This is a genomic window from Methylobacterium phyllostachyos (genome assembly GCF_900103445.1).
Lineage (GTDB): Bacteria > Pseudomonadota > Alphaproteobacteria > Rhizobiales > Beijerinckiaceae > Methylobacterium > Methylobacterium phyllostachyos.
Genome location: NZ_FNHS01000009.1, coordinates 146,722 through 161,246 on the forward strand (window position 1 = coordinate 146,722; position 14,525 = coordinate 161,246).

A 14,525-nucleotide genomic window follows, 5' to 3' on the forward strand; every position below is an offset into this window, starting at 1 on the left:
CCCGGGAGCTCCCATGTCCGACTCGACGCCCCACCTCGGCCTGCCGCTGATCGCGGCGAGCCAAGCGCAGAAGCACGTCACCCATAACGAGGCGCTCGGCCTCCTCGACACGCTGGTCCAGCTCGCCTGCCTCGACAAGGATCTGACCGCGCCGCCGCCGAGCCCCGCCGAGGGCGACCGTTACCTCGTTGTGGCGTCGAGCCCCGGGGGCGCCTGGGCCGGGCTCGCGGGCCAGGTGGTGCGCTACGCCGACGGGGTTTGGATCGGCGCGGTCCCGCGGGCCGGCTGGCTCGCCTACGTGGTGGACGAGGCCGACCTCTACATCTTCGACGGTGCCGCATGGACGAGTGTCCGCCGCACGCTCACGGCGGTCCAGAGTTTGAGCCGCCTCGGGATCAACACGGAGGCGGACGGCTCCAACCGTCTCGCCGTGAAGGCGGACGCCGCGCTCCTGAGCTGGGACGACGTCACGCCCGGCTCGGGCGACATGCGGGTGAGCGTGAACAAGAAGGCGGCCGCGCGTGATGCCGGCTTCGTGTTCCAGACCGGCTACTCGGCCCGGGCGCTGTTCGGCACCCTCGGCGGCGACGATGTCGTCCTCAAGACGTCCCCGGACGGCGCGGCCTTCTCCACGGCGCTCACCGCCTCGGCCGCGACGGGGGTCGTCGCCTTCGCGGCGAGCCCGAAGGCGCCGACCCCCGCCCCCGGCGACGCTTCCGCCCAGCTCGCCACGACGGCCTTCGTCGCCGCCCGGGGCCTCGCCTTCCGCAACCGCCTCATCAACGGCAGCTTCGCGACCAACCAGCGCAACGCGTCGGGGGCGCCGCTGAGCTACGCCGCCGATGCCTACATCATGGACCGGTGGAAGGCGGGGGCGAACGGCGTCACCCTGTCGTTCGCCACCGCCACCAACGGCGACGTGACCGTGACGATCACCGCCGGATCGCTCGTGCAGGTGATCGAGGGCGGCCTCTCCCTGCCGGAGGGCGGTGCCTATACCCTGTCCTGGCGCGGCACGGCCGGCGGGCGGGTCTATCCCCCCGGCGCGTCCAGCCCGCCCGCCTATGCCGGCCCCGGCTCCGCCGGCACGATGACGGCCGGATCCAACGCGGTGGTCGAGTTCACGGCGGGGACGGTGAGCCTCGCCCAGCTCGAACCGGGCGGGACGGCCACCGCGTTCGAGCGCCGGGATGACGAGATGCGCCGCTGCCAGCGCTACTATCAGACCGGAAAGCTCATGCTCTTTCGGGCGAACGTGTCCGGCTTCTTCAGCGGCGGCGTCGTGCCCGTGCGGATCGCCCGGATGCGTGTCGTTCCGACCCTGGGTGCCACCATCGACGGCAGCGGCAGCTTCACCGGGACGATCTCGTCCATCGCGAGCACGCCCGAGGATATCTGGTTCTGGTTCGGCGCGACCGGGGCCGCCGGCGACTACTGCCCGGTGGCCTGGACCGCCAGCGCGGAGCTGTAACCCTATCGGACGATACGGCGACAGCGGCCGGACACGACGGGCCCTCCTGAGGTCCCGCGGCTCGGCCTTCGCCCGCACCTCCGTCCCGGCCTGCATATGGCCACCCCCGACGACCCTGCGCGACCGCTCTTTCCTTCGTGAGGATGCCATGACTGCACCGCTCGTGCGGGCGACCTTCTTCACCCATCTCCGCGCCACCGGCCCGTGCGGGCCCCACCTGCCGCAGGTCGAGGTCGACGGGCTGACCGCGCTCCTCGACGCCTGGGAGCGGCTGGGCTGGCCGACCGACCCGCGCCACGTCGCCTACACGCTGGCGACCGCCTGGCACGAGTGCCGGCTCGATCTGTCGATTCGCGAGGACGGCCGCGGCCGCGGCCACGCTTACGGCATGCCGGTCAACGGCCGGGTCTATTACGGCCGCGGCGCGAGCCAGGTCACGTGGATCGACAACTACCGGACCTTCGGCCGGCTGCTCGGGCTCGACCTCGTCGATGATCCGGATCTGGCACTCGTGCCGGCCACGAGCGCGGCGATCCTGATCCTCGGCGCCCGCGACGGGCTGTTCCGCCCCGGCCACACGCTCGGGCGGTACTTCAACGCCCGGTCCGACGATCCGGAGGGTGCGCGCGCCATCATCAACGGTGACGGGACGAAGAACGGGGCGCGGATCGCCGGCTACCACCGGGCCTTCCTCGCCTGCCTGGAGGCCGCGCGTCCGGCCGCCGCGCCGAGGCTGCAACCGGCCGCTTGGTGGCCGCGGCTCCGGAATACGATCCGCCACAACATGCAGAAGGGTGTTTGACCATGGGGTTCCTCGCTCTCCTCCCGGCCTTGCTCGGTGCGCTCAGTCCGATCCTCGCGCGTGTGCTGCCCGACGAGGGCCAGCGCCTGCAGGTGCAGCTCGACCTGCAGAAGGCCCTGATCGACCAGCAGGGCGATCTCGGCCGCGCTATGGCCGAGGTGATGAAGGCCGATGCCGGCTCGGAGAGCCCGCTCGCGCGCAACGCCCGGCCGATTACGGTGCTGTGGGCGCTGGCGATGATCACTTGGGTCGGCGTGGTCTCGCCGATGCTCGGATTGCAGGTCGAAGTGGTGGCTGCGCTCAAGGGCGTGCCGGCGGAGCTGTGGTCGCTGCTGACGGTCGGCATCGGCGCCTACATGCTGGCCCGATCGGTCGACAAGCTCGTGCCGCAGGTGGTCGGGCCGAAGGGGTGAGCCGCGAAACCGGGGAGGCGCGGATGAGCGACGGGACAATGCCACGGGCGCAGGCTCCGCGGGCGGCACGGAGGAGCCGGGTCATGGCGGATACGCTGCCTGAGTGGATCGGGCGCCTGATCGAGCGGGTCGAGGCCACGGGCCGTCAGATGGACGCGCTCGGGGGCAAGCTCGACCGGATGGACGAGAAGCTGGAGGGCGTGGCCTACCGGCGGGACATCGAGGCCTTCGTGGCGCGGGACGAGATCGAGCGGCGGATCGACAAGGCGGTGGACGGGGCGAGGGCCGAGGCGGCCAGGGGTCTGGCCGAGGTCAACGGGCAGGTGAGGTCGCTCTACCGGATCGGCTGGGGGCTGGCCTCGGCGGCGCTGCTGGCGTTCGGCGGGATCGTGCTGGCCAGGGTCGGGCTGGCGCCGCATTGACGACAACGACCCGATTCCCTGGTCGCATCCCTTCAATACCGGAGCGCCAATACCGGAGCGCCTTGAGCATCACGCGCGTCCGGCGGGAGTAACCACGCCGCAGATCTCCGCAAATTGAGCGGTTGCAACTTAAAATTTTGTGGCGAGAATGTGGCCCTCGATCCAGGGATGGGGGTGCGGTCATGCGGCGCGGAATGGTCCTGCTGGCCTTGGCTCTGTCGGCATCCCCGGCCGGCGCGGCGCCCCGGCCACCGGCCTACTATCCCGCCGAGGAGGCCTTCAATTCGATCTCGGATCTGCGTGCGCGCGTCATCGCGCAGACGATGCTGATCGGTGCCGGCTACCAGAATGCCGTGCCCACCGAACGCTTCACCCTGCACACCTTCAATGCAATTCGCGAGTTCCAGATCGCCAACGGCCTGACGCCGTCGGGCCGCTTCGACAAGGTGACGTCGGACAGGCTGTTCACCGTAGCGCGCCCCATGTTCAACCTATGGAATTTCCGCCAGATCGGCCATCCGATGCGGGGCCGGCCGATCTGGATGCCGCAGGGCATGGGCCTTCGGCCCTACCCCAACAGGAACGGCCTCACCTATCGCGATGCCAACGATCGCTTCCAGATCTCCTATAACTATTTCCCCGCAACGACCCCGGAGCTGATCTACGGCGGCCTTCTGGAGAAGATGCGCGGCAACGGCACCTTCATCCACTATTCGGTCATCAAGGATGGCTGGTTCGTCATCTCGGCGACGACGAGCGACGGGGACGACGAGTATGTCCGGTATCATGCGGACGGTGACGGCATCCTCGGGTTCGCGGCATTCTGGAACAATGCGAAGGGCGTCGTGAACGGCGAGCGTATCGCCGTCCTCATGTCGGCCTCGCTCGGTTCGGTGATGAACGGCCGTCCGTTCGTGGAGCCGCCCGGCTTCCTGGAGGAAGCGCCCGCCGTTGCCGCGGCACCGGCCGTCGTGCCGGTGAGCCGACCGGATCCGGCCGTCGTCCCGCCGGCGCCGAAGGCCCTCGCCCCGGCACCGAGCCCGGCCGCGCCGCCCGTCGCGCAGGCCAAGCCGGAGGACAGGATCTCGACCGGAAGCGGGTTCTTCGTCGATGGGCAGGGCCGGTTCATCACGAACAACCACGTGATCGAGACGTGCAAGGATGTGGTCGTGAAGACACCGGACGGTCAGATCCGGAAGGCGGGCGTCAAGGCGACGGATGCCGCAAACGACATGGCGCTGCTTCAGGTCGCCGGCGCCGAGGGCCATAAGTCCGCGCCGCTGCGGCTCGGCGCCCGGCTCGGCGAAGGGATCGCCACGTTCGGCTACCCGCACCTCGACATGCTGGCCAACACAGGCAACTTCACCCTGGGCAACGTCACCGCCCTGGCCGGCGTGAACGACGATTCGCGGTTTTACCAGATCTCCGCACCCGTCCAGTCCGGCAATTCCGGCGGTCCGGTGCTCGACAATTTCGGCAACGTGGCCGGCGTGGTGCAATCGAAGCTCAACGTCCTGAAGGTTGCGATCGCCTCCGGCGATTTCCCGCAGAACATCAACTTCGCCATCAAGGGCGCGATCCTGGCCTCGTTCCTGGAGAGCAACGGCGTGGCGGTGACGCCCGGCGCGATCACCGGGGCGAAGCTCGATCCGGCCGATCTGGCCGATGCCGCCAAGGCCGTCAGCGGACTCGTGGCCTGCCAGTGAGATCGGGGTCGCGGGCATCCGACTGCGGCACGATGCCCGCGCCGTCCATCGTCGGCATGCCCGTGGTCCCGTCCGACTGACGGCGGACCTCCCTTGTCCGGCGCTTGCCGCTTATCGCCCGCCCGCCGCGGCCCTGCGCACGAGCCGTTCCCGCGCCCGCGCAACGCGCGCGGGAACCGGGTGCCGCCTCAGCCGTAGTGCCGGCACGATGCCGTCCGCACGCCGATCACCCACCTTCCTCCGGCCCGACGCGGGACAGCAATGGCTACGTATTCAGGGCGCATTCAGTGCCCTCGGCCCACATCTCCCGCCAATGCGCTACGCCATCGCCCTCGTCGCCATCAGCCTGACCGCCGCGGCCCTCGCCGCTGGCGGCCTCGGCTCCATGGCCGATGACGGGCCGGCGCCCCAGACGGGCGCGGTCTCCGCGCAGGCGCCGCTGCGGATCGAGACCTGCCTGTCGCCGGCCGACATGCGCGAGGAGGTCGGCGAGCGCCGGGTGATCCCGCCCGTGGCGGCGATCCGCGCGGCTCGCACCGTGATCCCCCGGGCCGAAATTCAGCGGGCGAGCCTCTGCCGTTACGAGGACACCTTGGTCTACATGCTGACCGCCTTGCGTCGGGACGGTCACTTCGTGCACGTCATCGTGGACGCGCGCACCGGCAGCGTGGCCGGACAGTATTGAGCGGGCGCCGAAACCACCGCGGAGGGGAGTGAGCCGTGCGTCTGCTCGTCGTCGAGGATGACAAGGACATCAACCGGCAGGTCGTCGCCGCGCTGGAGGAGGCCGGCTACGTCGCCGACAAGGCCTATGACGGCGAGGAGGGCGGCTATCTCGGCGAGAGCGAGCCCTACGACGCCATCATCCTCGACATGGGCCTGCCCAAGGCGGACGGCGTCACGGTGCTGCAGAAGTGGCGCCGGGCCGGGGTGAAGACGCCGGTGATCATCCTCACCGCCCGGGACCGCTGGTCCGACAAGGTCGATGGCTTCGATGCCGGGGCGGATGATTACGTCACCAAGCCCTTCCACATGGAAGAGCTGATGGCCCGGGTCCGCGCGCTGCTGCGCCGCGCCGCCGGCCATGCCTCCAGCCAGATCGCCTGCGGGCCCGTGACCCTCGACACGCGCTCCGGCAAGGTCTTCGTGGACGGTGCGCAGGTGAAGCTGACGAGCCACGAATACCGGCTGCTCTCCTACCTCATGCACCATACCGGCCGGGTGGTCTCCCGGGCGGAACTGACCGAGCACCTCTACGACCAGGATTTCGACCGGGACTCGAACACCATCGAGGTGTTCGTCGGGCGCCTGCGCAAGAAGCTCGCCGTGGACCTGATCCAGACGGTGCGGGGCCTCGGCTATCTGGTGGATCCCAACCAGCCGCCGGCGCGGGTGTGAGCATGGTGCCGGTTCCCGGCACGCTGCCGGCCGTGTTCATGCGTGGCGGCACCAGCAAGGCGCTGATGCTGCACCGCCGGGATGTGCCGGGCGATCTCGCCGCCTGGGAGCCGGTCTTCCTCTCCGCCATGGACAGCCCCGACCCGTTCGGGCGGCAGCTCAACGGCATGGGCGGCGGCGTCTCCTCGGTGTCGAAGATCTGCGTCGTCGCGCGTTCGGAGCGGCCCGACGCCGATATCGACTACACCTTCGTGCAGGTGGTGGTCCGCGAAGGCCGGATCGACCTGTCGGGCAATTGCGGCAACATGCTCTCGGCGGTCGGCCCCTTCGCGGTGGACGAGGGGCTGATCGAGGCTCCGGACGGGTCGGTGCGGCTTCGGATCTACAACACCAACACGCGCAAGCTGATCGAGGCGCGTTTTCCGGTGTCCGGCGGCCGCACCGTCTATCACGGCGATCTCGCGATCCCGGGCGTTGCCGGCACCGGCGCGCCGATCCGGCTCGACTTCATCGATCCCGGCGGCGCCACAACGGGCCGGCTCCTCCCCACCGGTGCCGTTCGCGAGATCCTCGACGTGCCGGGCCTCGGCCCGATCGAGGCCTCGCTGGTGGACGCGGCCAATGCCTGCGTCTTCGTCCGCGCCGCCGATCTGGGGCTTGCCGGCACCGAGCTGCCCGCCGCCCTGGAGGCGGTGCCGGGCCTGCTCGACCGGCTCGGGCGCATCCGCCGGGCTGCCTCCGTGGCGATGGGGATCGCGCCCGACCTTGAGGCCGCTGCGCGCATCGTCCACGTGCCGTTCGTGGGGATCGTGGCACCGCCGCAAGAGGCCGGCAGCCTTTCCGGCGAACCGGTGCTGGCCGACGCCATCGACCTGACCGCCCGGGTGATCTCCAACGGCGTGCCGCACCAGGCCCTGCCGCTCACCGCCACCCTGTGCCTCGCGGTCGCCGCCCGGATCGAAGGCAGCCTCGTCCACGAGGCCGCGCGTGCGACCGACGCGGCGCTGCGGGTCGGCATGCCCTCCGGCATCCTCACCGCCGACGCCGCCGTGACGCGCGACGGCGGTGTCTGGCAGGCGCAGCGGGGCTCGTTCTACCGCACCGCGCGGCCGCTGATGCGGGGTGACGTGTTCTACGATGCCGCGCCGCCGGTCTGAGCGTTGGGCCCTGCGATGATCGACCTGATCGGCCTCCTCTCCCTGCGCCGCCGCTCGATCGCGGTGCGGCTCGCCGTGTCGGCCTTCCTGTCGAGCTCCGCGATCCTGCTGATCGCCGCCTGGATCCTGACGACGCTCTACCGGGAGAATACCGAGCGCGCCTTCGACAGCCGGCTGCTCGTCTTCACCAACAACCTCGCCACCGATCTCGTCTCGCCCAACGACCCCGAGAGCCGGACCTTCTCGCTCGGCGACCCGCGCTTCGATCTGCCCCTGTCGGGCTGGTACTGGCAGGTCGGCAAGCCCGATGCGAAGCCCCGGGACCTGCGCACCTCCCGCTCCCTCGTGGGCGTGCCGCTGCCACCCGCCACCGATTCGGAGGGTAGGGTCGGTGTCGGGCAGATCCGCCAGGGCTACGGCAAGGCGCAGGACGGCCGCCTGCTGCGCATCATGGAGCGCGACGTCGATCTCGGCGAGGAGGGCCGCTACACGGTCCGGGTCGCCGGGCCGGCGGACGAGATCGTCAACGACGTCGACCGCTTCCGCAATTCGCTGACCATCACGTTCGGCCTGCTCGGCCTGTCGCTGGCGCTCACCACCCTGCTGCAGATTCGGTTCGGCCTCGCGCCCCTGAAGAAGATGCGCGCGGCTCTGGGCGCCGTCCGCCGGGGCGAGGCCGACCGCATCACAGGTACCTATCCCCGCGACATCGCCCCGCTCACCGGCGAGGTGAACCTCCTGATCGAGACCAACCGCGAGATCCTGGAGCGTGCCCGTACGCAGGTCGGCAACCTCGCCCACGCCCTGAAGACGCCGCTCTCGATCATCGTCAACGAGGTCGGCGCCTCGGACGCCCCGGAGGAACTGGCCCAGAAGATCCGCGAGCAGGCCGCGGTGATGCGCGATCAGGTGAACTACCACCTCGACCGGGCGCGGGCGGCCGCGCTGGCCGGCACGCTCGGCACCTCGACGGAGGTCGAGCCGGCGCTGGCGGGCCTCGTCCGGACGTTCGGAAAAATCTACCGCGACAAGGACATCGCCTACGACGTCCACGTGCCCCCCGGCCTGCGCTTCCGCGGCGAGCGCCAGGATTTCGAGGAGATGGTCGGCAATCTCGTCGACAACGCCTCGAAATGGGCCCACGGCCGGGTCGCGATCCGGGCCGAGGCGGTGACCAAGGCCGATTATCCACATCTCGTCGTCGCCATCGAGGATGACGGTCCGGGCCTGCCGCCGGAGGCCCGCCAGGCCGTGCTCGGGCGGGGTCGCAGGCTCGACGAATCGAAGCCCGGCTCCGGCCTCGGCCTGTCGATCGTCGCCGATCTCGCCGCCCTGTACCGGGGGCGCTTCACCTTGGAGCAGGCGGCTTTGGGCGGCCTGCGGGCGGTGCTGGAAGTCCCGGGCGACGCGCCGGTGGGGGTCGCGGCACATTGATCGATCCTCGCCGTGCGGATCGTGCTCCCGGGCCAAGCCCGTTCTCTCCCCTTGTCGCCGCCCTTGTCTTCGCGCGGCAGTTGCGTGACACCGTGCCGCCGCCAGGGGGCGTCGTAGCGCCCCACCGTCGGCTCCACATGGCGCGGAAAGGAGCCGGCTGGTCCGGCCCGCTGGCGAAGGTTCATGACGGCGATCTGGTTTATCCTGGCGGGCATGACCGCGGCGGCCGTCCTCGGCCTGCTCTGGCCGCTCTCGCGCCGCGCCGCCGTGCCGACCGGCGAGGCGGGGACGACAGCGCTCGCGACCGAAACGGCGTTCTACGAGGATCAGATCGCCGAGATCGCGCGCGATCTTGAGCGCGGCCTGATCGCCCCCGAGGAGGCCGAAGCCGCGCGCGCGGAGGCAGGCCGCCGTCTGCTCAGGGCTAGTCGTGACGTGCAGCTTGAGGCGAAGGATGCGGGCGCCGCCGAGGCCGCACGTCCCGCGGAACCGCGCCTGCGTCGGCGCCGGGCGGCCTCGGCCTTCGCGGTCTCCACCATCCCGCTCGTGGCGCTGATCGCCTACGGGCTCTACGGCTCGCCGGAATTGCCCGCCCAGACCGATGCGGACCGGCAGGCCGCCCGCGGCGGCGCCGACGAGCTGATGAAAGCCGTCGGCCAGATCGAGGCCCGCCTCGCCCGCGACCCGAACGATGCCCGCGGCTGGGCGGTGCTCGCCCCGGTCTACATGCGCACCGGCCGGTTCGACGACGCGGCCCGCGCCTACGGCAACATCGCCCGGCTGAAGGGTGAGACCGCCGACCTCCTCGCCGATCAGGGTGAAGCCCTCACGGCGGCCGCGGACGGCACGGTAACGCCCGACGCCAAGGCGCTGTTCGAGAAGGCGCAGGCCAAGGAACCGAACGCGCCGAAGCCCCGGTTCTACCTCGCCCGGGCTGCCGAGCAGGCCGGCGACACCGGCGAGGCGATCCGCCAGCTCACGACCCTCGAAGCCGCGAGCCCGCCGGACGCCCCCTGGCTCGGCGTGGTCCGCCAGACGCTCGCCCGCCTCAAGGGCGAGCCGGCGCCTCTGGCCCCGGCGCCGACGGAGCCGAAAATCCCGGCCGCGCAGCAGGCGGCGATCCGCGGCATGGTCGACGGGCTCGATGCCCGGCTCAAGGCCGGCGGCGGCACGCCCGACGAGTGGTTGCGCCTCGTCCGGTCCCGCACCGTGCTGGGCGAGCACGATCAGGCGGCCGCCGCCCTGGCCCGCGCCCGCACCGCACTTGCCGGCGATCCGCAGGGTCTGGCCCAGGTCGAGCAGGGCGCCCGCGCCGTCGGCCTCGATGCCGAGGGCGGCCCGGTGCGCCCCGCCGAGCCCACCCCCGCGGGACCGGCGGCCCGGGCCGAGACCGAAGCTGCGATGGCAGCGGTGCGCGCCATGCCGCAGGCCGAGCGCGACGCCGCCATCCGCGGCATGGTCGATGGTCTGGACCGGCGTCTTGCCGCCCGGGGCGGCACCCCGGATGAATGGATGCGCCTCGTGCGCTCCTACAGCGCGCTGGGCGAGCGCGATCAGGCGATCAAGGCCCTTGACCGCGCCCGGATGGCGCTCGCGGCCAACGGTGAGGCGGTGGTGAGGCTCGACGGGCTCGCCCGGGAGCTGGATTTGCCGGCCAAGACCAACCCGTGATCGTCACGATCGCGTGCGATCAGCCGTATGACAATCGGTCCCGACGCCCGCCCTTGACCGGCGCTCTCGTGAAGCCGACACCCTGATGAGCTAGAATGAGAACGGTTCGGGCCTGGGCGGGTGACCGCCCACCGGATCGCGGGGTGGAAGTATCGTGACGCGTAAGAGCCGCCGCCTGATCCTGATCGCCGCCTGCGGCAGCGTGCTGGCGCTGGCCGTCGGGCTGATCCTGTTCGCCATGAGCGGCTCGATCGTGTTCTTCCGCTCGCCCTCCGACATCGCCCTGCAGGCCATCACGCCGGGCACGCGCCTCCGGCTCGGCGGGCTGGTAAAGGACGGTTCGCTTAAGCGCGGACCGGACCAGGCGGTGAACTTTGCCGTCACCGATACGAACGCCACCGTTGAGGTGCACTACAAAGGCCTGCTGCCGGACCTGTTCCGGGAAGGGCAGGGCGTCGTCGCCGAGGGCGTGCTGGAGCCGGGCGGGCAGTTCCGCGCCGACACGGTGCTGGCCAAGCACGACGAATCCTACATGCCGCGCGAGGTCGCCGACGCGCTGAAGGCGCAGGGGCGCTGGCAGGAAGGCGGCCCGAACAAGGCTGCGCCGAAGCCTGCCACGGCGTCGGCCGATTCGACCCTCGGCCCCCGCAGCGAGCGGTGAGGGAACCCGCATGATCGTCGAGACCGGCCACTTCGCCCTCGCGCTCGCGCTGGCGATCTCCCTCGTCCAGATGGTGATGCCGATCTGGGCGGCGCGCTCGGGTGATCCGGCGCTCCGGCAAGTCGCCTCGCAGGCGGCGCTGGGCGCCTTCGCCTGCGTGCTGTTCGCCTTCGCGGCGCTGACCTACGCGCACGTCACATCGGACTTCTCGGTCCAGAACGTCGTCGAGAACTCGCATACGCAGAAGCCGCTGATCTACAAGATCTCCGGCGTCTGGGGGAACCACGAGGGCTCGATGCTCCTCTGGGTCCTGATCCTCACCCTGTTCGGCGCCTGCGTGGCGGCCGCGAAGAACTCGGTGCCGCCGCGGCTGCGGGCCAACACGCTCGGCGTGCAGGGGCTGATCACCTTCGTGTTCGTGCTGTTCATCATCACGACCTCGAACCCGTTCAGCCGTGTCGTCCCGGCGCCGCTGGAGGGCAACGACCTCAACCCGCTGCTCCAGGATCCGGGCCTCGCGATCCATCCACCGCTTCTCTATGTCGGCTATGTCGGCTTCTCGATCAGCTTCGCCTTCGCGGTCGCCGCGCTGATCGACGGGCGGATCGATGCCGTCTGGGCGCGGGCGGTGCGGCCCTGGACGCTGACCGCATGGTGCTTCCTGACGCTCGGCATCGCGATGGGCTCGTACTGGGCCTATTATGAGCTCGGCTGGGGCGGCTGGTGGTTCTGGGACCCGGTCGAGAACGCCTCCCTGATGCCGTGGATCGCCGGCACGGCGCTGCTGCACTCCACCGTGGTGATGGAGAAGCGCGACGCCCTGAAGGTCTGGACGGTGCTGCTCGCCATCCTGACCTTCTCGCTCTCGCTGATCGGCACCTTCCTGGTCCGCTCAGGGGTCATCACCTCGGTGCATTCCTTCGCCACCGACCCGACCCGCGGCGTCTTCATCCTGGCGATCCTGATCCTGTTCATCGGCGGCTCGCTGACGCTGTTCGCGTGGCGGGCGCCGCTGCTGCGGCAGGGCGGCTTGTTCGCACCGATCTCCCGGGAAGGCTCCCTCGTCCTCAACAATCTCTTCCTGGTCGCGGGCTGCGCCACCGTGCTGGTTGGCACCCTCTACCCGCTGCTCCTCGAGATGCTGACCGGTGAGAAGATCACGGTCGGGCCGCCCTTCTTCAATTCCACCTTCGTGCCGCTGGCGATCCCGCTCCTGCTGATCGTGCCCGCCGGGCAGGCCCTGGCCTGGAAGCGCGGCGACGTGCTCGCGGCCGCGCAGCGCCTGTTCGCGGCCTTGGCCCTGGCCCTGGTGGTCGGATTCGGGGTGCTCGCCCTGACCTGGGGCGGCCCGGTCATGGCGCCGGTCGGGATCGGCCTCGGCGTCTACCTGCTGATCGGCTCCGCGCTGGAGATCGTCTCCCGCGCCCGGGGCTACGGGGCGAGCCGGACCCGTTCGCTCGGCCAGATCGGGCGCCGCGCCATCGGCCTGCCGCGCTCGGCCTGGGGTACGGCGCTCGCTCATGCCGGCGTCGGCGTGGTTGTGCTGGGCATCGCCGCGCAGGGTTGGGCCGCCGAGGGGTTGGCAACGCTGAAGCCCAGCCAGAGCCTGACGACGGGGCCCTACACGGCGACCCTGGAGCGGATCGCGCCCCGCAAGGGCCCGAACTACGAGGAGGCGGCCGCCTATCTGACGATCCGGACCCGCGCCGGCGACGAGGTCGGGCAGGTGGAGACCGGCAAGCGCTTCTATCCGAGCCGCAAGATGGCGGTGACGGAATCCGGCCTGCTGACGGTGGGGGTGAGCCAGGTCTATGCGAGCCTCGGCGAGATCGGCCAGGACGGCAGCATCGGCCTGCGGCTGTACTACAAGCCGCTCGTGCTGCTGATCTGGCTCGGTGCCGTGGTGATGGCGGCAGGGGGCGCGCTCTCGCTCACGGATCGAAGGATGCGCGTCGGCGCCCCCGCCAAGGCGAAGGTCCGGCCTCTGCCGAATGCGGTGCCGGCCGAGTGATGGGCGCGGTCACGGATATGAAGCCCGCTGCGGTTCTCCCTCCCCCCCCTGCGGGGGGAGGGAAGGCGCGCGCCCGACTCGGCGCCGCGCTCATCGCCGCTCTCGTCCTCATCGCCCCCGCCCACGCTGTCCAGCCCGACGAGGTGCTGAAGGATCCGGTTCTCGAGCACCGCGCCCGGGAGATCTCCGCCGAGCTGCGCTGCCTCGTCTGCCAGAATCAGTCGATCGACGATTCCGATGCGCCGCTCGCCAAGGATCTCCGCCTGATCGTCCGCGAGCGTCTGGAGAAGGGGGACAGCGACAACGCCGTGCTCGCCTACGTGGTCGCGCGCTACGGCGAATTCGTGCTCCTGCGCCCGGTCTTCGCCCTGCACACGCTGCTGCTCTGGTTGACGCCGGTGCTCGCGGTCCTGCTCGGCGGGTTCGGGATCTGGCGCCTCGCCCGCCGTCGCCGGCCGGCCCCGACGCGCGGCCTGTCGGCCGCCGAAGAAGCCGAGGTCGCCGCGCTCCTGCGACGGGAGTAGAATCAAGCGCGATCGTGATTCGCGGGGCGCTTCGGCACGAGTCTTGGATCGGCCTGCGCGGGCCGCAAGATCGGCGACGGACCTGGGGGCAGGACGATGACGGCCGCAACGCTCACCATTTCGAGCCGCAACTACTCCTCGTGGTCCCTGCGGGGCTGGCTGATCTGCCGAATGGCGGGGCTCGACTTCCAGACCGAGGTCCTGGCCGGGACCGATGCCAGCAGCCGGGCGGAACTGCTGCACCTGTCCCCGTCCTTCCTGGTGCCCCGCCTGCGGCATGGCGATGTCGTGGTCTGGGATACCATCGCCATCGCAGAATACCTCGGTGAGACGTTCCCGGACGCTGGGCTGCTACCCGGTCCCATCACCGAGCGCGCCCATTGCCGGTCGATTTCCGGCGAGATGCATTCGGGCTTCGTCAACCTGCGCTCGGCCCTGCCGATGAACTTGCGCGCCTTCCACCCCGCCTTCCGGGTCTTCAACGGCGCGAAGGCCGATATCGAGCGCATCGTCACGATCTTCGACGATTGCCTGGATCGCTACGAGGGTCCCTTCCTGTTCGGCGCCAAACCCTGCCTGGCCGACGCGATGTATGCCCCGGTCTGCACGCGCTTCCGCACCTACGATGTCGCACTCCCGCCCCGGGCCGCCGCTTATCGGGACACGATCCTGCACTGGCCGCTGATGGTCGACTGGGCGGAGGCCGCCGCCGACGAGCCGGACGAGATCGAAGAACTCGAGATGGAGTTCTGATCCGGCGTTGCGCTGAAATCTTGCGCGCCTTCAACGAGACGGTGCAAGCTTGGCGGTGAGGGGCCGTTCAGCGCGTCCTTTTGTCGGCCAAGCTGCCGGGTG

At 70.6% G+C, this 14,525-nt stretch carries 14 protein-coding genes; all 14 read left to right on the forward strand.

Features of this window, described 5'->3' with window-relative positions; genetic code table 11:
* The first annotated feature begins 13 nt into the window (after positions 1-13).
* Complete coding sequence (locus BLQ49_RS30315; protein ID WP_244507621.1) at positions 14-1,471, forward strand: DUF2793 domain-containing protein; 1,458 nt, start codon at positions 14-16, stop codon at positions 1,469-1,471.
* A 148-nt stretch (positions 1,472-1,619) separates the two neighbouring features.
* On the forward strand, positions 1,620-2,273 hold the full coding sequence (locus BLQ49_RS29730) for a glycoside hydrolase family 19 protein (RefSeq protein WP_091717313.1): 654 nt from the start codon (positions 1,620-1,622) through the stop codon (positions 2,271-2,273).
* Between the two features lie 2 nt (positions 2,274-2,275).
* Positions 2,276-2,686: a 3TM-type holin gene (locus BLQ49_RS15965; protein WP_091717315.1), complete on the forward strand. Its 411-nt coding sequence runs from the start codon at positions 2,276-2,278 to the stop codon at positions 2,684-2,686.
* An 83-nt stretch (positions 2,687-2,769) separates the two neighbouring features.
* Positions 2,770-3,108, forward strand: coding sequence for a hypothetical protein (locus BLQ49_RS15970; RefSeq protein WP_091717317.1), 339 nt, complete (start codon positions 2,770-2,772; stop codon positions 3,106-3,108).
* A 182-nt stretch (positions 3,109-3,290) separates the two neighbouring features.
* Entirely contained in the window at positions 3,291-4,814 is a 1,524-nt protein-coding gene (locus BLQ49_RS15975; protein ID WP_091717320.1) for a serine protease, read from the forward strand.
* Positions 4,815-5,127: 313 nt separating this feature from the next.
* Positions 5,128-5,499 carry a PepSY domain-containing protein gene (locus BLQ49_RS15980; protein WP_091717322.1) on the forward strand — a complete coding sequence of 124 codons (372 nt, stop codon included), beginning with the start codon at positions 5,128-5,130 and terminating at the stop codon, positions 5,497-5,499.
* A 35-nt stretch (positions 5,500-5,534) separates the two neighbouring features.
* Positions 5,535-6,212 carry a response regulator transcription factor gene (locus BLQ49_RS15985; protein WP_091717324.1) on the forward strand — a complete coding sequence of 226 codons (678 nt, stop codon included), beginning with the start codon at positions 5,535-5,537 and terminating at the stop codon, positions 6,210-6,212.
* Between the two features lie 2 nt (positions 6,213-6,214).
* Positions 6,215-7,369 carry a 2-methylaconitate cis-trans isomerase PrpF family protein gene (locus BLQ49_RS15990; protein WP_091717326.1) on the forward strand — a complete coding sequence of 385 codons (1,155 nt, stop codon included), beginning with the start codon at positions 6,215-6,217 and terminating at the stop codon, positions 7,367-7,369.
* A gap of 15 nt (positions 7,370-7,384) precedes the next feature.
* Positions 7,385-8,803 carry an ATP-binding protein gene (locus BLQ49_RS15995; RefSeq protein ID WP_091717327.1) on the forward strand — a complete coding sequence of 473 codons (1,419 nt, stop codon included), beginning with the start codon at positions 7,385-7,387 and terminating at the stop codon, positions 8,801-8,803.
* 183 nt (positions 8,804-8,986) lie between these two features.
* On the forward strand, positions 8,987-10,474 hold the full coding sequence (ccmI, locus tag BLQ49_RS16000) for a c-type cytochrome biogenesis protein CcmI (protein WP_091717329.1): 1,488 nt from the start codon (positions 8,987-8,989) through the stop codon (positions 10,472-10,474).
* 154 nt (positions 10,475-10,628) lie between these two features.
* Positions 10,629-11,135, forward strand: a complete 507-nt coding sequence (gene ccmE, locus BLQ49_RS16005) for a cytochrome c maturation protein CcmE (protein WP_091717331.1) — start codon at positions 10,629-10,631, stop codon at positions 11,133-11,135.
* Between the two features lie 10 nt (positions 11,136-11,145).
* A complete protein-coding gene (locus tag BLQ49_RS16010) occupies positions 11,146-13,146 on the forward strand; it encodes a heme lyase CcmF/NrfE family subunit (RefSeq protein ID WP_091717333.1) in 2,001 nt (666 codons plus the stop codon).
* Between the two features lie 17 nt (positions 13,147-13,163).
* On the forward strand, positions 13,164-13,670 hold the full coding sequence (locus tag BLQ49_RS16015) for a cytochrome c-type biogenesis protein (protein WP_244507622.1): 507 nt from the start codon (positions 13,164-13,166) through the stop codon (positions 13,668-13,670).
* A gap of 96 nt (positions 13,671-13,766) precedes the next feature.
* Complete coding sequence (locus BLQ49_RS16020; RefSeq protein ID WP_091717335.1) at positions 13,767-14,423, forward strand: glutathione S-transferase family protein; 657 nt, start codon at positions 13,767-13,769, stop codon at positions 14,421-14,423.
* Positions 14,424-14,525: the final 102 nt, after the last annotated feature.